This is a genomic window from Priestia sp. 179-F W1.4 NHS (genome assembly GCF_045369295.1).
GTDB lineage: Bacteria > Bacillota > Bacilli > Bacillales > Bacillaceae_H > Priestia > Priestia zanthoxyli.
This window is the reverse complement of the sequence record NZ_JBIQFF010000001.1, coordinates 1,373,393-1,391,980: the sequence shown is the minus strand read 5'-3', so window position 1 is coordinate 1,391,980 and position 18,588 is coordinate 1,373,393. Positions and strand designations below refer to the sequence as shown.

General features: G+C 37.9%; 23 protein-coding genes. 10 read left to right on the top strand and 13 right to left on the bottom strand.

What is annotated here, in order from left to right:
* Positions 1-54: 54 nt before the first annotated feature.
* Positions 55-1,218, bottom strand: a complete 1,164-nt coding sequence (locus tag ACH0CI_RS07400) for a glycosyltransferase family 2 protein (protein ID WP_406901165.1) — start codon at positions 1,216-1,218, stop codon at positions 55-57.
* Positions 1,219-1,617: 399 nt separating this feature from the next.
* The gene (locus ACH0CI_RS07395; protein WP_013084095.1) at positions 1,618-1,860 is read right to left on the bottom strand and encodes a spore germination protein; all 243 of its coding nucleotides are present in this window, start codon (positions 1,858-1,860) and stop codon (positions 1,618-1,620) included.
* Between the two features lie 220 nt (positions 1,861-2,080).
* On the opposite strand from ACH0CI_RS07395, the gene ACH0CI_RS07390 reads away from it, so the two are divergent.
* The 3 genes from ACH0CI_RS07390 (at position 2,081) to ACH0CI_RS07380 (ending at position 4,191) form a co-directional block, all read left to right on the top strand.
* Complete coding sequence (locus ACH0CI_RS07390; RefSeq protein ID WP_013058076.1) at positions 2,081-2,398, top strand: winged helix-turn-helix transcriptional regulator; 318 nt, start codon at positions 2,081-2,083, stop codon at positions 2,396-2,398.
* Between the two features lie 30 nt (positions 2,399-2,428).
* Positions 2,429-3,064, top strand: a complete 636-nt coding sequence (locus ACH0CI_RS07385; RefSeq protein ID WP_028414603.1) for an FMN-dependent NADH-azoreductase — start codon at positions 2,429-2,431, stop codon at positions 3,062-3,064.
* Positions 3,065-3,555: 491 nt separating this feature from the next.
* Positions 3,556-4,191: an FMN-dependent NADH-azoreductase gene (locus tag ACH0CI_RS07380; protein WP_033580247.1), complete on the top strand. Its 636-nt coding sequence runs from the start codon at positions 3,556-3,558 to the stop codon at positions 4,189-4,191.
* A gap of 60 nt (positions 4,192-4,251) precedes the next feature.
* Here ACH0CI_RS07380 and ACH0CI_RS07375 read toward each other — a convergent pair whose 3' ends face one another.
* Positions 4,252-4,791 carry a GNAT family N-acetyltransferase gene (locus ACH0CI_RS07375; RefSeq protein WP_335707869.1) on the bottom strand — a complete coding sequence of 180 codons (540 nt, stop codon included), beginning with the start codon at positions 4,789-4,791 and terminating at the stop codon, positions 4,252-4,254.
* A gap of 198 nt (positions 4,792-4,989) precedes the next feature.
* Between ACH0CI_RS07375 and ACH0CI_RS07370 the strand changes: the two genes are divergently transcribed.
* From ACH0CI_RS07370 to ACH0CI_RS07355, 4 genes are all read left to right on the top strand, one after another.
* Positions 4,990-5,199 carry a hypothetical protein gene (locus ACH0CI_RS07370; RefSeq protein WP_014459119.1) on the top strand — a complete coding sequence of 70 codons (210 nt, stop codon included), beginning with the start codon at positions 4,990-4,992 and terminating at the stop codon, positions 5,197-5,199.
* Between the two features lie 52 nt (positions 5,200-5,251).
* Positions 5,252-5,716: a hypothetical protein gene (locus ACH0CI_RS07365; RefSeq protein ID WP_342836800.1), complete on the top strand. Its 465-nt coding sequence runs from the start codon at positions 5,252-5,254 to the stop codon at positions 5,714-5,716.
* A gap of 238 nt (positions 5,717-5,954) precedes the next feature.
* On the top strand, positions 5,955-6,848 hold the full coding sequence (locus ACH0CI_RS07360) for a tyrosinase family protein (RefSeq protein ID WP_406901164.1): 894 nt from the start codon (positions 5,955-5,957) through the stop codon (positions 6,846-6,848).
* Positions 6,849-7,140: 292 nt separating this feature from the next.
* Positions 7,141-7,344, top strand: a complete 204-nt coding sequence (locus ACH0CI_RS07355) for a YjcZ family sporulation protein (RefSeq protein ID WP_371400298.1) — start codon at positions 7,141-7,143, stop codon at positions 7,342-7,344.
* 57 nt (positions 7,345-7,401) lie between these two features.
* On the opposite strand, the gene ACH0CI_RS07350 is transcribed toward ACH0CI_RS07355, so the two are convergent.
* From ACH0CI_RS07350 to ACH0CI_RS07330, 5 genes are all read right to left on the bottom strand, one after another.
* On the bottom strand, positions 7,402-8,379 hold the full coding sequence (locus tag ACH0CI_RS07350) for a ring-cleaving dioxygenase (protein ID WP_406901163.1): 978 nt from the start codon (positions 8,377-8,379) through the stop codon (positions 7,402-7,404).
* Positions 8,380-8,592: 213 nt separating this feature from the next.
* Entirely contained in the window at positions 8,593-9,216 is a 624-nt protein-coding gene (locus tag ACH0CI_RS07345; protein ID WP_406901161.1) for an FMN-binding negative transcriptional regulator, read from the bottom strand.
* A gap of 273 nt (positions 9,217-9,489) precedes the next feature.
* Positions 9,490-9,867 carry a hypothetical protein gene (locus ACH0CI_RS07340; protein ID WP_406901160.1) on the bottom strand — a complete coding sequence of 126 codons (378 nt, stop codon included), beginning with the start codon at positions 9,865-9,867 and terminating at the stop codon, positions 9,490-9,492.
* A gap of 23 nt (positions 9,868-9,890) precedes the next feature.
* Entirely contained in the window at positions 9,891-10,064 is a 174-nt protein-coding gene (locus ACH0CI_RS07335) for a glycine zipper domain-containing protein (RefSeq protein WP_406901159.1), read from the bottom strand.
* Positions 10,065-10,166: 102 nt separating this feature from the next.
* The gene (locus ACH0CI_RS07330; RefSeq protein ID WP_335707864.1) at positions 10,167-10,436 is read right to left on the bottom strand and encodes a hypothetical protein; all 270 of its coding nucleotides are present in this window, start codon (positions 10,434-10,436) and stop codon (positions 10,167-10,169) included.
* A 166-nt stretch (positions 10,437-10,602) separates the two neighbouring features.
* On the opposite strand from ACH0CI_RS07330, the gene ACH0CI_RS07325 reads away from it, so the two are divergent.
* The gene (locus ACH0CI_RS07325) at positions 10,603-11,169 is read left to right on the top strand and encodes a CBO0543 family protein (protein WP_335707863.1); all 567 of its coding nucleotides are present in this window, start codon (positions 10,603-10,605) and stop codon (positions 11,167-11,169) included.
* Between the two features lie 218 nt (positions 11,170-11,387).
* On the opposite strand, the gene phaZ is transcribed toward ACH0CI_RS07325, so the two are convergent.
* The 3 genes from phaZ to ACH0CI_RS07310 form a co-directional block, all read right to left on the bottom strand.
* Positions 11,388-12,284 carry an intracellular short-chain-length polyhydroxyalkanoate depolymerase gene (phaZ, locus tag ACH0CI_RS07320; protein ID WP_406901158.1) on the bottom strand — a complete coding sequence of 299 codons (897 nt, stop codon included), beginning with the start codon at positions 12,282-12,284 and terminating at the stop codon, positions 11,388-11,390.
* A gap of 207 nt (positions 12,285-12,491) precedes the next feature.
* A complete protein-coding gene (locus ACH0CI_RS07315) occupies positions 12,492-12,683 on the bottom strand; it encodes a hypothetical protein (RefSeq protein ID WP_335707861.1) in 192 nt (63 codons plus the stop codon).
* An 89-nt stretch (positions 12,684-12,772) separates the two neighbouring features.
* Positions 12,773-13,303 (bottom strand): ECF transporter S component, encoded by a 531-nt coding sequence (locus ACH0CI_RS07310; RefSeq protein ID WP_028414615.1) that lies wholly within the window; start codon positions 13,301-13,303, stop codon positions 12,773-12,775.
* Positions 13,304-13,724: 421 nt separating this feature from the next.
* Here ACH0CI_RS07310 and ACH0CI_RS07305 point away from each other — a divergent pair, with 421 nt between their 5' ends.
* Together ACH0CI_RS07305 and ACH0CI_RS07300 are read left to right on the top strand one after the other, a co-directional pair.
* The gene (locus ACH0CI_RS07305; protein WP_098627602.1) at positions 13,725-14,228 is read left to right on the top strand and encodes a YehS family protein; all 504 of its coding nucleotides are present in this window, start codon (positions 13,725-13,727) and stop codon (positions 14,226-14,228) included.
* Position 14,229: 1 nt separating this feature from the next.
* Entirely contained in the window at positions 14,230-14,937 is a 708-nt protein-coding gene (locus tag ACH0CI_RS07300; protein ID WP_335707860.1) for a M48 family metallopeptidase, read from the top strand.
* 53 nt (positions 14,938-14,990) lie between these two features.
* Here the strand turns inward: ACH0CI_RS07300 and fbp are convergent, their stop codons facing one another.
* On the bottom strand, positions 14,991-16,919 hold the full coding sequence (gene fbp / locus ACH0CI_RS07295) for a fructose-1,6-bisphosphatase (RefSeq protein ID WP_328174313.1): 1,929 nt from the start codon (positions 16,917-16,919) through the stop codon (positions 14,991-14,993).
* Between the two features lie 707 nt (positions 16,920-17,626).
* The gene (locus tag ACH0CI_RS07290; protein ID WP_013058095.1) at positions 17,627-18,502 is read right to left on the bottom strand and encodes a YitT family protein; all 876 of its coding nucleotides are present in this window, start codon (positions 18,500-18,502) and stop codon (positions 17,627-17,629) included.
* Between the last annotated feature and the right edge of the window lie 86 nt (positions 18,503-18,588).

The following is an 18,588-nucleotide window of genomic DNA, read 5'->3' as shown; positions in this document are numbered from 1 at the left end:
CGGCGGGACAATTTCACGAGTTGATGTTATAGCTGCTTTTGAATGTGATAACCACTATAGGTAATAGATTTGTTCAAAAGAACTCGCCAAGTACTCAAATCCGCGAGGGCGCAGTGTTTCGAACTGCTGAATAATTTTTATTCTTTCCTCTGATCCTCCTGGGAGATCGTAAAGTTTCGTCACGGGCTGTCCACTATTTAAATATTCAATGATTCTATACAGCATGACGCGAAAAGCATGTTTAAATTCCTTATATTCATCAGGAAAACGCTGCTCCAGCGCTTTATATTCAACTAATGTTTGATGCATATGCATAAACGGAAGTTCTTTCCATTCGAGAGATAGAATAAGAACGTCTATATTCGGATGTTTTTTCACAAAACGATAGTGATTGCCCCACTGCTCTTTCACTTTTCGCTTCGATATCCCATGTTCCTGATGATAAGCAACTGTTGAAGGATCTAAAACAAATTGTGCACCATTTTTATACAATCGATATCCAAGCTCCCAGTCTTCTGCCCCGTAGCCAACAAACGTTTCATCAAAAAGACCAGATTTTTTTAAGTTCCCTTTTCTTACTGATACATTTCCACTTAAAAATGCAATATAAGGTAGCGTAAATCCTTCAAGTCGCTCTCCGAAATGTTTTAGCCCGCTGTTAAGGAAATAGCGATTAGGAAAAGATAAACGTTGAAAACGGTTTGTATCAATATCTTCTTTTGTTACAAGAGGACAAGGAACATTTAAATGCTGCTGCGTCTGTTCATAGTTTTCATACAATCTTCTATACTCAGCATCGTTATTTACTAGTTGTTTTAAATGAGCCATTTGATCTTCATTATAGTCTGGCATAATAAATGTGTAGACTCCTTCATAATGCATAGCTCCGGTAACGACAAGATTGGATTTATGCATATGATGTTTATAGTGATTTTCAACAAAAGCAGGAGGCGCCAGCATCTCTCCGTCTAAAAAGATTAAAACCTCTCCTTCAGCATGGTTAATTCCTATATTGCGCACAGATGAGCGCCCTTTATTTTTTTTCATGCGAATATATTTAAATTTAAAAGGGACATCAGCTTCTTTTACAATGTTAGGTGTGTTGTCAGAAGAAGCGTCATCCACTAGAATGACTTCATACTGAGCGTGGGAAAACGTTTGTTTGGATAAACCGTAAAGCGAAAGAGAGGTTTGGTGGCATTTATTATAAGTAGGCATAATAATACTCACTTTAATAGGTTGTTTATGATTATTTTTTATACTCATACTATATAATGAATGGTCTGCTTTATTTATTTTATTTTTAGTCTCTTTTAAGGAATTTGGACTCTTTTTTTTCTTTTTAATATAGTATTTTCCATCGGAACGGTTGTAATAGGAATCATATAATTCTATTTTAATCATCCTTTCTTTGTTTTTCCTCTATATACTATTCAATAAGTGACCAAGTGCTTGTACAATATATAATTTTTTTAGAAAAGGCGTATATAATAGATTCGGGAACTTTGCTATATCGTTCTATTGAATTAGAAACACATTCTCTTATCATAAATAAATGTTCTACTTCTCCGTATAAAAAAGCTGCTTACAACTTCATATGTTATAAGCAGCTTCCTTTTATAGCTGATTTCCATATACCCCATCAATATTCGCAACAGCCGTTTGATCAAATATATCTGCATCCATATTTGTATTTTTCATTCGCGCACAAGCAGCTGAAATGTCTCCATAGGTTGAGTTGATTCCAACAGATTTAACATCCGCTGTGTGTCCGTTGTGAAGAACTTCTCCAAAATTCATCGATCCGTTTCTTGCCATACCATTAATTCTTGTGTTACAGATGTTAATAACTCCTGCCATGACCATACCACCTTTTCTTAAAATGAATTCGTACATCGTATGTTGTGACAAGCCTATGTGTGAAAAGTTTTTATAAAACAAAAGACAGGGTACAAATATTAGTGAATTTATTCATTTCACCCTGCTTCACCCAAAGTTTCCACATGTTTTTATGCTTTTTCTGTTACAATAAATGCATAAGTTATTTTTCATCCATATTGTTTGAAGGAGGATACGTAATATGGACGAACCAAAAGATATTCAACCTAAAGTAGAAAAAAGTTTCGAACTGATTGGCAAGAAGTGGACAGGATTAATCATCTATGTTCTTATGAGCGGTCCTAAACGCTTTAGTGAATTAAATGAAAGTATACCAGCTTTAAGCAGAAGGCTGTTGACAGAACGGATTAAAGAGCTTGAAGACCACGGAATCGTTGTCCGAAATGTCATTCCCGACCGCCCTATTCGTTCTGAATATTCGCTGACTCAAAAAGGAACAGAGTTAGGTAAAATACTAGGACCGATTAGCCAGTGGGCAGAAAGCTGGGTCCAAGATTAATAAAACTACTCCATAGAAAGGATGAGCATCATGGCAAATGTTCTCTATATTACTGCACACCCTTTAGCTGAAGACGAATCGCTTAGCATGGCTGTAGGGAAAGAATTTATTGACGTGTATAAGCAAACCCATCCAGAAGATGATGTGGTTCATTTAGATTTATATCAAGCAGATATTCCATACTTAGATGCAGACGTATTTAACGGATGGAAAAAGCTTCGTTCTCACTCCTCCATCCAGGATTTATCAACGGATGAACGATTAAAAGTGGGACGGTTAGCCGAACTAGGCGGACAGTTCGTACTCGCTGACAAATATATTTTTGTCACGCCAATGTGGAATTTTTCTGTTCCTGCGATCATGAAAACATACATTGATGCGATTACCGTGTCAGGTAAAACCTTTACATATACAAAAGAAGGCGCCCAAGGATTGCTTAAAGGAAAAAAAGCAATCCACATTCAGTCCCGCGGAGACGTGTATTCAGAAGGCCCTGAAATGGCAAGAGAAATGGGCCACCGCTATTTAGAAATCATGATGGACTTCTTTGGAATCGAAGCGTTTGAAAGCATTATTATTGAAGGGCAAGTAAAATTCCCGGATCAAATTCCGCAAATTAAAGAAAAAGCACTCCAAAAAGCACATTCAATGGCCAAAACGTTTTAAATTCAATAAGAATCAAAAAGACCTCGAAGCCGACCGGGGTCTTTTTCTTTTCTTTCCTCTTCCCTACATTATATTTCCCTTGAAATATTCCTCTCTTTCTGTCTCGTTTTGTGCTAAAGATATATGTTAAACAAACGGTTAAACGTTGTTATTTTTTGTTACTATTAATAACGCATGAAACAAAAATATATAATTTTTCTTTTTTGTTTTTTAATTATCCACCTTCAAAAAAAGATAGTTCCTCTAGATAAATAACGTTTAAAATCACACTTCAACCTGAAAAAACCCTTATTTTTAAAGGGTTCATCCATAAAATCCAAAAGCGTAATACTCTTAAAAATGTTTGTGAACATGATAAAACCCAATAAAAAACCTTTGACTAAATTTGTTACGTAAGTTACTATTAATAACGTAGTAGATGTTTTCGAACATATTATCTTTAATTCATAAAACAACATTTATATATTGAAAACAGAAAGGTGAAAAGAATTATGGCAAAAGTATTATATATTACAGCAAACCCTAACGATGCTACGCAATCATTCAGTATGGCTGCGGGAGATGCATTTATTAATGAGTATAAAGAAGTAAACCCAACGGATGAGATTGTTCACGTTAACTTATATCAAGAGCATATCCCTCACATCGACGGCGATGTATTCAGCGGATGGGGCAAACTTGGAAGCGGCGCAGAATTTGATACACTTACTTCTGAAGAACAGCGCAAAGTTGCTCGCTTAAACGAGTTAAGTGACCAATTTGCTCAAGCGGACAAATATGTATTTGTTACACCAATGTGGAACTTCTCATTCCCTCCAGTGATGAAAGCATACTTAGATGCTGTAGCAGTAGCTGGAAAATCATTTAAATATACAGCAGAAGGTTCTGTAGGTCTATTAACAGATAAAAAAGCGTATCATATTCAAGCAAACGGCGGTATCTACTCTCGCGGCCCTGCTGGTGAACTAGAAATGGGTCACCGCTATATGCGCATTATGATGAACTTCTTTGGGGTTCCTTCTATCGGAAGCCTATTTGTAGAAGGACAGGCTGCAATGCCAGATAAAGCACAAGAAATTAAAGAAGACGGTATTGCTCGCGCTAAAGAAGCTGCACGTACGTTCTAATAACAAATATAAGCACAAAAAAAGGAACATCTCCCCATGTTCCTTTTTTTGTGCTTACAATTATATCTTTGCTTCCCCGCGCAGCAGCGAATAAACATATGTATCAAACGGGATATTGTTTTGATATAGGTACTCTCTTAATGTCCCTTCTTTTTTAAATCCTACTTTGCTTAACAAAGCGATAGATCCGCTATTTTGCGTAAATACAATCGCTCCTATGCGATTGTATTGAAGTTCGTGGAAGCCATAAGAAATCGCTTCGTGAACGGCTTCCGTTGCGTATCCTTTGTTCCAGTGCTCTGGAAAAAATGCATAGCTTATATTTGCTTTTTTATGTTCTGCAGACCACTCTTGAAACCCTATTGTGCCAATCAGCTTTTCGTTTTCTTTTAGCTGAATCCCCCATTTAATCAACTGCTTTTCTTCGTAGCCTTTGGAAAAATTCTTAATGATCCCTTTCACTTGGTCAATCGATTCTAAAGATTTTTGCCCGTAATAGCGCAGCACGTCTTCATCAGAAAAGCATTCTAAAATCTCACCCGCATCATTTTCTACAATTTTTCTTAATATCAGCCGTTTTGTCTCTAATTCCGGAAACATTTTCTTCCCTCTTTTCTGCACAGCTTATCTATCCACGGTAAACCATACTATTCTCCTCTCAACTAGCAATATCCTGCTAAAACCTCACCCGGGAGGGCTCATTTCCTATCCAAATAGTCGATTTACAGCAGAGATAGTGGTATTTTATATAGTGGGCATACGTTGCTTTTTATCAATACAGAGGCGGTGAACGCAGAAATGAACCAAGATAAAGAATTGCTGTCCACGATACATGCTCTTCAAAAAGAGCTGCAGCAAGAAAAAGAAAACCGTGCGTATATGCAAAAAGATATGGACGAACTAAGAAGCGCTTTATTACAATCAGAACAAGTAAAACAAAACTTAATCGATCAGCTAGAAAAGAAAGTTGATTTGATTTTAACGTTGATTCAAAAAGGAGACGCATAAAGGAATGGATTTTTTAAAAAACAGCAAAATACTATACACTATTGTAGCACTTGTGATTGCTCTCATCGCTGTATTTACAAACAATTCGCCTATTTCCCTCATTCAGCAGCATGAAAATTCAAGCAGCACATCCAGCAGTACATCGGACACTACATCAAGCAACGAATGCTCTGCAGAGACTCAAAGCGACAGGTTATTTACCGGCAAAGAGCTTGTCTTACAAGAAGGAAATGATAAATACGGATATTGCCACATTGTCGCGCATATGCAAAAACCAGGAGCGGACAATTACCATGGTAAAAGCCAATTCAGCAAGTATTTAAATGAAAAACAAGCCATGTCTATTGCCGAAGAAGTCATTAACGAAGGTGAAGACGGCACCAATAATAAATCTGGCAATTACGTTAAAGAAAAATATATTAGTTCTTTAAACCAAGAAGTTAGAGTTGTGTATACCGACTACAGAGGCAAAGACTACGACTACAGTGTAACGACCATGTATCCAATAGGTCATTAACCCTAATATATGTAATAAAAAAAGCAGGCTTAGGCCTGCTTTTTTCATTATACCTCTTCTCATTATCTACAGCTCTAGAAAGTTAATAATTGATTTAAAGTCTATTTGATATGTAAAAAATCCAACTTTAGACTGTGAAATTTTGGAGATATGACAGTAGCACTTTTACCTCTTGGACATATTCTAAATATAAAAAAGAAACAGTCCTTTGCTTCTTTTTTAAGAAAGAGGTTTAAAAATGAGTAACAAGTATAAAGTCAGAAAAAACGTATTACATCTTACAGACGCGGAAAAAAGAGATTTTATTCGTGCCGTGCTAATACTAAAGGAAAAAGGAATATATGACCGCTATGTAGCCTGGCATGGTGCAGCGGGTAAATTTCATACTCCTCCGGGCAGCGATCGAAATGCAGCACATATGAGTTCTGCTTTTTTGCCGTGGCATCGTGAATACCTTTTGCGATTCGAACGTGACCTCCAGTCGATCAATCCAGAAGTAACCCTTCCATATTGGGAATGGGAAACGGATGCACAGCTGCAGGATCCATCACAATCACCAATTTGGAGCGCAGATTTTATGGGCGGAAACGGAAATCCCAAAAAGGATTTTATCGTCGATACCGGGCCATTTGCAGCTGGGCGCTGGACGACGATCGATGAACAAGGAAATCCTTCCGGAGGGTTAAAACGTAATTTCGGAGCAACGAAAGAGGCGCCTACACTCCCTACTCGATATGATGTTCTCAAAGCTTTAAAAATAACTCAATATGATACGCCGCCTTGGGATATGACCAGCCAAAACAGCTTTCGTAATCAGCTTGAAGGATTTATTAACGGGCCGCAGCTTCACAATCGCGTACACCGTTGGGTTGGCGGACAGATGGGCGTTGTCCCTACTGCTCCCAATGATCCTGTCTTCTTTTTACACCACGCAAATGTGGATCGTATTTGGGCTGTATGGCAAATTGTTCATCGCAATCAAAACTATCGGCCAATGAAAAACGGACCATTTGGTCAAAACTTTAGAGATCCGATGTATCCTTGGAATACAACCCCTGAAGACGTTATGAACCATCGAAAGCTTGGGTACGTATACGATATAGAATTAAGAAAATCAAAACGTTCCTCATAACCTGTTCTAGAAACAGCGTTATACAATTTAGAACAGGTAACCCCTTTCCCTTCTGACATAACTTATAAGACCACAAGCATTGTAAAACTCACTGCTACATTTCCATTCACCATAAAATATAGTTAATCAACCATAATTGGGCTGTGAATAAGCTTCATATGAGGACCTTCGAACATATGAATAAGTTATCAAAGCTTTATAAAAGTTTTATAAATGAAGGGAAGATATTAAAATGCATAATAACGTAAACGCACCTTTTAGTTCTAATGAAAATATGCCGTTCTCACCTGCTATGGCTCACCACGCCTATACTGCTCCTGCTTATGACCATATGATTCCACACTGCGGATACACAATGCCGGACTATGGATATATGGAATGTGGATATAGCGTTCCTTGCCACAGAGGTAATGGTTTTGCCATTATCATCGTACTGTTTATTTTACTCATTATTATTGGTGCATGTGGTTTCAATTTCTGTCACGATGAGTGTTAACCTAAAAAACTCCAGTATAAATACTGGAGTTTTTTCATATCTTAATCGCTGCAAACCTTATAGCGTTTCGTCCAAATCTAGCGGTCTCAGCTTCTCTTCAATTTCTTTGCGCTTCGCCTCTAAAAATGGGGGCAGCGCTAGTGTTTGACCCATCGTTTCAAGCGATTCATCGGTCGCAAATCCAGGTGTGTCCGTTGATAATTCAAATAAAATGCCGTTTGGTTCTCTGAAATAAAGTGCTTTGAAATAGTATCGTTCTACTTTACCAGAATTCGGCAGACTGTTTTCATCTAATCGACTTGCCCATTTATTGTATTCTTCTTCATTTGGAACACGGAAGGCAACGTGATGAACGCCACCGCGCCCTAAGCGAACTTTCGGCAAATCAGGTCTCCTTTCAATATGAACTTCGGCTCCGCTTCCGCCTTCACCCGTTGCATAAACCAAAATATCCTTTTGATTTTCTGCAAAAGATGGATAAGAACCTACATAGCGAAATCCCATAATGTTTGTTAGTACATCGACTGTTGGTTCTGCCGTTCCCACCGTTAGTGTGACCGGTCCTAAGCCGATGATCGCATGTTCTAACGGAATGTCTTCGCGCTTCCAGGGCACGCCTGCTCTTACCCCTTTTTCACCGTTGTCCGCGACAAGAAGCAAACGTGTACCTTCGTAATCTTTAAATGCTAATGTATCACGATTAGCTCGTTTAGCTATTTCTTCATATTCCACTCCGTGCTGCTCGAAGCGTTCTTTCCAAAAGTGTAGAGAATCCGTACTTTTAACGCGAAGCGACACAGTCGAAATGTCAGATGCACCTTCATGTGTTCTTGCAAGCCCCGGAATATCAAAAAACGTTACTTCCGTTCCTGGGGTCCCTTCTCCATCTGCATAAAATAAGTGGTAAGACTGAGTGTTATCTTGATTCACCGTTTTTTTTACTAATCGCATGCCTAAAACTTTAGTGAAAAACTGATAGTTTTTCTCAGCTTTCCCCGTCAAAATAGATACATGATGCAACCCTAACAATTCCATCTACTCCGCCTCTTTTCATAATATATAGATTTTTTAACTTTCACTAAAATTATCTTTAATTTAATTATCTTTAATTAAAGATAATTTTAAAGGATATACAGCCTGTTTGTCAATAACAAGAAAAGTACTGTGGACATAAAAAAAGAAACTAAAAACATATTCAGTTTCTTTTTGGATTTAAGCTAACGAATAAATCATTCTTTCAACTAGCCCTTACTTTTTAAGCGCACGCTGCACATTTTGTTTCATCAGGGCTGCAATTTTCTTTTCATTTTCACGCGACGTCTGCTCTAATTTTTCTATAACTAGCTGCTGTCTCTCTGCTGAATGATTTTGACTTATCTTTTGTTTGCCTTCCATTTTGCTGATATCAATTTTAAATCCAACGATTCCTTTGCTTAAACCCTTCATATAAGCAGGGTCAACGTCATTTAGTGTATATGTACTGCTCGGGCTTTCATATTTCGCTACCATCTTGCTCAGCAGCTCCACCAGTTCTGTTGGTTCTTCAATCATTTTCATGGTTCCATACACGTGAACAGCTTCATAATTCCATGTTGGTACAGCTTGATTCGTTTCATACCAAGACGGTGAAATATAGCAGTGAGGCCCTTGAAACACAACCAAAATTTCTTGATTTTCAGCATCTTTCCACTGCTGATTCGGACGAGCAAAATGCCCGTATAAAGCTTTTTCTTTCCGATCTAACATCAAGGGCAAATGAGTAGCATAAGGCTTTTCATTATGATACGAAAACAAAGTGGCGAATCCATTGTCTTCAATAAAATCATACATGATTTGTTCATCATTTACTTTAAAATACTTTGGAATATACATCGGCGCTTCTCCTTTATCTTTTATTTAGTAAAGAATATAATAATAGAGGTGTTTGCAACAGCGTCAGTTATAAACTTTTTATGGAGGTCAGCAAACATTTAATCGTTTATGAATCGATTTTTTAAGAAGCTTATGCTACACTGCTGTGATGTAAACCGCTGATTTTTAACATGTATTTATTTAGCACATGATGCAATTAGATAGTTGTTGGTTAAGCAAAGCGTTGGGGATCAAAAAAAGAAGAGCCCGTTTAAAACAGCTCCTTTTTCTCGCTTATCTATATAATTGAAGATTTTTTTCTCGTTTGATAGGTCCGCCTTTGGCTATATGCCACACAATGACGCAATCCGTCAAGCGATCGTATACGTCGTCTTCTAAATACGGATCTTCTGCCGAAGTGAGCAAGGTGTGAACATCGGCTTTTATTTCGGCTAGCATAGCTGCGCTGAATACGTCCGGGTCATTTAATACGTCTAATATATATAACACCAGCATCTCAAACCCGCTGTCCCAATTGGCATTTCCGTTTCCTTGAGCTTCACAGCGGAGCTTTTCAATAGCTCGGATAACCTCTCCTTCTACAATATCCGACTGCTCATTTCTCGGGACATAGTTTACCCATAGTTCTTTTGCTTCGTCAAAATATTTCATTCTCTACTCCTTTCTTCAGAAATCTATTCCTTATTGTTTCTTTGATTCATCGTCGTTCCAAAAACAACGCCTAATGAGGTCCCAATCGCAATACCAAACCCAATATTATACATCATCATCCCAAGAGAAGCCCCCATCGCAATGCCCAGACCTAATCCCATTCCTAGATAATCTGTCTTTTTCTTTTCTTCAGGCAAAAAACCACTCCTTTTTCTCCTATTTTATTGATACCTTTTATACGTAAAAACTACGCTAAAAGTTTCATAAAAATGGAAAAAAGCAGTCGCTGTAACTGCTTTTTAAATGATGAGCTGATAAACGGCCTTTCCGAGCAGCAAAATCGACGTAAGCATGCAGATTACACCGAATACATACATCGTTTTACGTGCAAACCTCTCAAACGATATGCCAAAGCATCCTTTAGCTATCCAGTACATGGGGATAAGAAGCCCTCTAATCCGAACCCGCTTCATTGATTCATCGGATAATGATCGAGATAAAGAAAGGATGATTAACCCGGCCATCATAGAAAAAACCGCTATCACTATGTTTAAAATAGAACTATCCATACGTTCCCTTCTTTTTCCTTTTTATACCTCCTATTTTAGCATAAAGGCCAGTTAAAATGTACGTGCAGAAAAATACAAACAACTCAACAGGGAAAGGTATCCAAACCTTAAGAAAAGGGCAGTTTAAAAATAAAAAACTTTTCTTACTTAAAAAGGATGGATCACGTTGACAACCAATCAAAAGGAATATCTTGAAAAAATACATAGCATACAGGAAGATCTCTCCAAAACGTGGGCTGAATATTGGCATCACTACTCGAGTCCAAGCTCTTGGCAGTTTTGGGTGACCTTGGGCGCTTTTATTTTGCCTTTAGTCATTCTCTATTTTTTTATTGATCGAAAAAAAGCCTTTCATCTAGGGTTTTATGGATTTAACGTGCACGTTTGGTTTCACTATAGTGATACCGCTGGCGTTTATAACGGGCTGTGGACGTATCCTTACCAAATCAACACAATCATACCCGTAAGCTTTAGCCTAGATGCTTCGCTTATTCCTGTCTCTTTTATGCTGCTTTACCAATGGACAATTAACCGTCATAAAAATTACTATTTATATGCAACGATTCTTTGTTTATTTTTTGCTTTTATTTTCAAACCATTATTAACAGGGATCGGCTTTTTCCAGCTGCATGAATGGGCTACTTACGGTTATTTATTTGTATTTTATCTCGGTGTAATACTGCTATCAAAATGGATTACCAATCTGTTTCTTTATTTTGAAAAGCAGAATTGAATATTGAGTACATGTAAAAAAACGTAAGCCTCTTTGAAAAGACCTTACGTTTTTTGTAGTGGCTTTATTTAATCGCTGTCAGCTTCCTCAAAAGATAGCACGCTTTTTTCATCACACAGTATCTCTTTTGCAGGCAGTCTATTCTGCTTGTGTGGATTTAGAACATGCTGCATCTAGCAACTATAAAACTTTTGTTAGGAAAGAAAATCTCGCTTTTCCTAAGCCCTGCTTAACTTAGCGTTGTATAAGTCCATTAAACTGCTTAAATCATCTAACAACGGGCAGTGGCCTACACCTTTCATAATTTTTAACGTTGCATTTTCCCCTATGCCTTTCGTGATGTCAGATGCATCTCTTGTCGAAACCATCTTATCTTCATCTCCTTGAATAACCATAGTAGGAATCGTGATTTTTTCCACTTCTCCTGTTCCTTGAACAACCCCGTTAAAATCGTTTGAAATGTTAAATCTCATGAGTGCGTAATTGATATCAATTAAGTTGCGCTGCTTGATCGTTCCTTCTAAATATTTTTCAAATTGATCAGCAGACGGCTTATTTTTTGTATATAAAAATTGACGCAGCATCATTTTTAAAAACCATGTGTTTTTTGTTTCTTTCGCGTTTTCTACCATTCTAAATGCTTCTTTTACTTCTTCTTTGGTTTGTATAAAATTGTTAGGAATAGGAAGTTCTAGAAACGTTCTTCTTGGAATAGGGTAGCCTTTGATGTTGACGGAGCTTAATAGAATTAAATTTTTGGCATCATTCGGATGGTCAATTACATATTGCATAGCAACTGCTCCTCCTAATGACCACCCGCTTATTGTAAAAGCAGACAACTTTAAAGCATCTGCAAACAGTTTGACATCATCTGATAAGTCTTTGATTGTGTGGATAGGTGTATGATAAGTGGAGTCTCCAAACCCTCTTAGGTCGATGGCATAAGCTGTGATATGTTCTGGCAGTTCGTTCATTAACACATCCCAGTTAAGGGAAGAATTCATGTTTCCGTGAATTAACAAAAGCACCTCTTTTCCGCCTTTTTTCATTCGATAATTGACTGTTTCTCCATTCGGTAATTCTACTTTTGCTTGTTCTAAAGCAGATACGGTCATCGCTATTTTCCTCTTTTCTTATATAATTAGAACGATCGCTAGCATTTATTTTTCAATACCCTATTTATCAAGATTTAAGCAGTTAGAAAGAAGTTGTGCAAAAGCCAAAACAATTCTATGTCATTCTATTTGCTAAAAAAAGCAGCCAAATACGCGATTCGGCTGCCTTTTTATAATGAAGAAATATACGAATGAGCAACAAGGCCATTACTTTTTCGGTGCGTCCAGTGCTTGATAGGCAAGCTGATATTTCCCGCCTTCAGCCACTTCTGCATGGTAGAGAGCTTTAAGAGCAAAGTTTTTTTCAAGGCTGTGCGCTTTCATCAGTCCATTTAGCTTACCTTGCAGTTCCTGATTGTCTTTAATGAGCTGCTTCATCTGTGATTTTAAATATTTCATGGTGTTTTCCGCTCCTTTCACTTGATGAATATCTATCAAGTATATCATTTAAGGATAGGATAATGGTAAAACGACTTACGATTGACGGATTAAATTTGTACCGCTCTGTTCTTTAAGCGCCCTACAAGCGGAACGACGATGATACCTGCTATCACAACTTGCATCACATTGCCCGGTATAGAGCCAAGCGGAAGGATCCAGTTACCGTAAAGAATCACTTCGGCAAAATAGTAGCCTACGATTTTTACAATCAGCGCAGCAACAACTGCCAGTGTGTTAACAAGTGCTCTTTTACCAGGTGCTTTTTCAGAGATAAGACCTGCTAAAAAGCCCATAGCCCCTACAATAATAAACGTAAACGGCGCCCATGCTGTCCAGCCGGAGATCAGATCGAATAACCCCATTCCAAAAGCGCCGGCGATGGCTCCTGTTTTTTTACCGTAAATAAAGGCCGCTATAAAAAGAGGAACGTTGCCTAAATGGATGAGGCCTCCGTTACCCATGATGGGAAGCTTTATGTTGATAAACATTGTCGCTACAAACGTCAGTGCGATAAAAAGCGCATGCATGGATAAAGCTTTGATTTTGGTTGATTCTCTTGGTGAGTATGTTGAATTCATCTGTTGACCTCTTTCTTTTTTTACTACTATCATACTCCTATTTGGATACTAAATAAATATGTAAAACTATTTATTTAGTAGGGTATATCATTCTAGCAGCACACAGAGATCCGCTAACTTCAAAAATTGTCCTATCTCTTCTTAAAAAATAAAGTTGCCTCTGCTTCTTTTAGCAGACTGCACCTCCTAATTTTTGTTATGGTAAAGTGTCTGTTCGGACATAATATGAGCAAATCGTTCTTTTTCAAAAGTTGACGAAGGCTGATAAATATGAGAAGTTATATGTTTGTAGAAATGAATGGAATAACTTAGAATTCCAGCGGAACCTGTTACTATAATTGTACTGATATTGACCAAGTCCGTTCAGATTGTGGCAGTCATAATTTTTACATACAGCAAGCAAGTTATAGGAGGAGCAAGAATGGATAATAACGATATTTTAATTAGATTACGATATGCCTTGGATTTAAAAAATACAGAAATGGTAGAGATCTTTAATCTTGGCGGAGAAGATGTAACCAAAGAAGACGTATTAAAAATCCTTACGAGAACACCGGATGAAGAAGACGAGGATACAGTTCATGCGGACGATCATATACCGTGCACGAACAGTATGTTAGATTCTTTTTTAAACGGTTTTATTACCTTTAAAAGAGGAAAACAAGATCCTAAACCAGGGCAAGCACCTCCAGCGCCGGTTCAGAGCAATCAAAATATGTATAATGTCTTATTAAAGAAAGTGAAAATCGCTTTATCCCTAACAAGCGAAGAGATGTTAGAAGTATTTGACGACGGTGGAATACGTGTATCTAAAGCAGAATTAGGTGCTTTATTACGAAAAAAAGGCCATAAAAATTACAAACCGTGCAAAGAGAATTTTGCTCGAAAATTCCTAAGAGGCTTAACCGTACAATATAGAGGATAACATGATACACACTTTTTCAAATCAGAGTATCCATTATGAAATACGATATAAAAACCGAAGTTCTTTTGCAATTAAAGTAGACGGATACGGAACGGTCGAAGTCCTTGCTCCTAAAGGAACCTCTACTGAACAAGTACGTATGTTATTAGAGAACAACTGGGCATTGATTCAGCAAAAAATAAATGAAATGAAAGATAGAACGCATGGACCCAAGAAAAAAGTCTATGAACACGGAGAAAGCTTTTTGTATGTAGGAAAAAACTATCCGATACAGATTCATCACGATTCGACCATTGCAAAGGATTCTGTAGTGTTTGAAGCGAACACGCTTCAGATTTATGTCAATCAGCACGACGATGAAGCAATAAAACAAGCGCTCAAACGTTTTTACTATCAACAATGTAAAGCGCTCGTAACCAAAAGTATCTCCTCCTATCAAAAACATTTTAAAACAAAGCCGCGATCCATTTCGATTTCCGATAGCAAAAAAGCGTGGGGCACGTGTGATTCTAAGCGTCAGCTAACCTTCAACTGGCGGCTGGCAATGGCACCGCAGCACGTCATTGATTACGTAGTCGTTCATGAAATGTGCCACATGGTTCACATGAATCATGATCGTTCCTTTTGGCGTCTTGTCGGGAAAATCATGCCCGATTATCGTGAACAAGAGCACTGGCTGGAAATGTCGAGCTGGGAAATGACGGTGTAGTGGCTACACAAAAAAGAGCAGAAGCCCCGGGGCATACTGCTCTTTTTTTATCTTTAACTATAGCGATATTTTCGTAAATCTTTTAAAATCGAAATTTCTTTTAACAATTCTTCTCCGACGTTTGTTTCTAAAACCATTTTTCTTTCTAGTTCTTTATCAACCAATCGCTTTACGGATAAAACGTCCGTTCCTTCTAATAAAATCTCTTCTTTTGAATTAAAGTGTTTGTGAGCGACTAGCTGCATGCCGTAAGAATTATATAATAATGTATATCCAGCGATACCTGTTGTGGATTGATACGCTTTTGAAAAACCGCCGTCAATAACAATCATCTTTCCATTTGCTTTGACCGGGTTTTCTCCTTCGATTTCTTTGACAGGCGTATGACCATTAATAATATGACCGTGATCAGGATTCAAATTAAATTCTGCGAGAATGTTTTGGCAGACTTCCTCATTTTCCCGTAAATAGTAGTATGGATTCTTCTTCTCTTTATGCGTTGCTTTATCACTGATAAAATATCGTTCAAACGTCGTCATGGCGCGTTTCCCAAAGAGTGATGAATATTCTCCTGTCCATAGGTACCAGACCATATCTGTTGCCAAATCATCCGTTTCTTCAGGGTGAGCAAAAGCCTCCTGTAAATAATGTTCAAACACATCAAGTAAGTTACGGCCTGCATACGTTTTATCTTCTATCGTCATTTTTTCCATGTTTCCTTCTTCATCTAAAGGAATGCAGCCGTGTATTAATAAGTTTCCGTTGTATTTCAAATAAAGGCTGCCTTTTTTCATAAGAAACTTCATATGTCTCGCCAGCTTTTCCGAATGCTGCACGGAAAGCAGCAGTCTTTCCATTACCTGCTCTTCCTCTTCTAATAGCTTATCAGGCTGCGCCGGATCCACCGTTGCAAAGCAGCTGTTTTCTAGCGGATACGTGTTTCCGTATATCGTAATTTCATTTTTATCATAATCAATTTTTTCAAGCAGCAGCCTTTCTGACATATTAAAGAAAGGACGTCTTTTTATAATCGGACTTTCAAGCTTGAACTGAATCATCGCAATGGCCTGATGAATTTTCGTAATTTGTAGTCGCTCGTGATCGGATAGTTTGTCACTCGAGCTTACTTTTGGTCTAAAAGCAGGATTATCATCATAATATTTCTCCGCCAAGTTAAGCAGCGGTCTCAGGTTAATGCCATATACGTCTTCAATAATATCTAGATTGTCGTATCTCGCGCAGATCCGAATAATATTGGCAAGGCACACTTTCGAGCCCGCAAAAGCGCCTAGCCATAGCACATCGTGGTTTCCCCACTGAATATCAACGGAGTGATAGTTAATGAGCGTATCCATAATTTTATCTGGTTCAGGTCCACGATCATAAATATCTCCTACTACGTGCAGATGGTCAACAACCAATCTTTGCGTCGTATAAGCAAGCCCTATAATAAGCTTATCGGCTTGCCCTAAAGAAATAATCTGCTGCACAATTTTTGTATAGTACTGTTCTTTATTTGTAAATTCATCCGTTTTGTACAGCAATTCTTCAATGATGTACACAAATTGCTCAGGCAATGCTTTACGCAGTTTAGAGCGCGTGTATTTAGAAGAAGCGTACGAGATGAGATTAAGCATACGGTCAATGATTTCTTTATACCATTCATACAGTTCTTTTTTGTTTCGAAACTGCGCTTTAATCAACGGCAATTTTTCTTCAGGATAATACACTAATGTCGCAAATTCATTGATTTCTTGGTCAGATAATACATTTTTAAAAAGATCTTTGATTTTCTCTTTTACATTCCCTGAACCATTTCGCAGCACGTGCTGAAAAGCTTGATACTCGCCGTGTAAATCACTGACAAAATGTTCAGTCCCCTTTGGCAGATGAAGAATAGCTTCAAGGTTAATAATTTCGGTTACCACTTTTTCTTCCGTATCATACTTTTGTGCAAGTAAATCTAGATATTTTGTGTTCAAAACTATGTATCCCCTTTCAACGTTCACCATTTAGTACAATCACTCATCAAGTTTGTGATTATGATGTTAAATACCTTTTATTTATCTCTTCTCTTTTCTCTCCACGCCTCACCCCTTTATTTTAACCTATTTTACGTATGGGTAAAATGGTATAAAGTCTATTTGTCTATAAAGATTAACCGGTCTTGCCCGCTTGAAGAGGACAGCTAGCCCATAGCATAAAAAAACCTGCTGATCTCAGTCAGCAGGTTCGATACATATGAAAGAAGCGCACATAATTAAGAAAGTTTACTCCGACCTCTATACAATAGCAGATTTTTTCTTCCCCCGCTGTGAGAAAACGCACATCGCCAAGTCCTTGGTGGTGGTACGATAAAGATGACCTTTCTGAGACAGGAAAAGTCATCCTTTGTATGATATAAGAATCATCATTCTGTTGAATCTCTGTTCTTCTACGTTCAGAGATTTTTTCTGTTGGCTTTGTTAAATACAGCCCGAGAGGAAAGTGAATACAAATACATATGGTACACGTAGGCTATCTGAGTCTGCTGTTTGACGGCGGAAGAAGTTGTATGTGGCTTTTCCGAGTAACAATTGCTTCTATATAAAAAAGCAGCGGATGTAAAACATCACGCTGCTTTTTCTTATCTCTACACGCCTAAGTAAAAAAGGGTGTAGTAGAGTGTTCTTACAATGTATTGATGATGTTAGTGAATATTATTCTTGCGGAAATTACCGCCTTTAACTTCGGCTACGTCATATACCGTAACAAAAGCCGTCGGGTCAATTTCATTGATAATTTCTTTCATTTTGCTTTCTTCCAAGCGGTTGATTACACATGTGATTTCCTTGAATTTCTCATGAGAGTACCCGCCGTAAGCTTCTTTATATGTAGCGCTTCGACCTAAACGATCACGTATTGTCTCTACCATTAACGCAGGCTGAGAAGTGATAATCTGGAAGGTTTTCGATCCGCTTAGACCTACTTCTACGATGTGAATAACTTTGGATGCAATAAAGTATGCAATTGCAGAAAGAATCGCGCCTTGCAGACCAAATACTAATGAAACAAAAATAAAGACAAACGCATTTAAGAACAAAATAAGATCACTTGTTCCAAACGGCAATTTTCGAGAAAGCAGTACAGCTAGCATATCGATGCCATCTAGCGCGCCGCCATTACGCAGTGCAATTCCCATTCCAAAACCAAGGATAATACCGCCGACAACGGTTACGAGTAGTGTATCTCCTTCAATAATCGCTGGAGTATGATGCATGAGGCTTGTACCGACAGCTAGTGAGACGATTCCGAGGATGGAAAATATAGCAAAACTTTTCCCGATTTGTTGATATCCTAACCATACAAAAGGAATATTAATAACCGCAATGAGAACTCCTAGTGGTAAGCCAAATAGGTTTGACGCAACGATACTAATGCCTGTTACTCCTCCATCTGAGACGTGGTTTGGAATTAAGACAGTTTCTAAGCCGTAAGCTGCAATAATCCCTCCGATAATGACCATTAGTGCTCGGAAAGCAATTTTTAGCCGCTTAGGCCTGTGGTGTTTTTTAGTTGTGTTCATATAATTCCTCGCTTTTAAATGTTTTTTACTATTTAAGTGTACCACAAACATTCTCTTTATTTGAACTGAGGAGGCTTACGTATCGG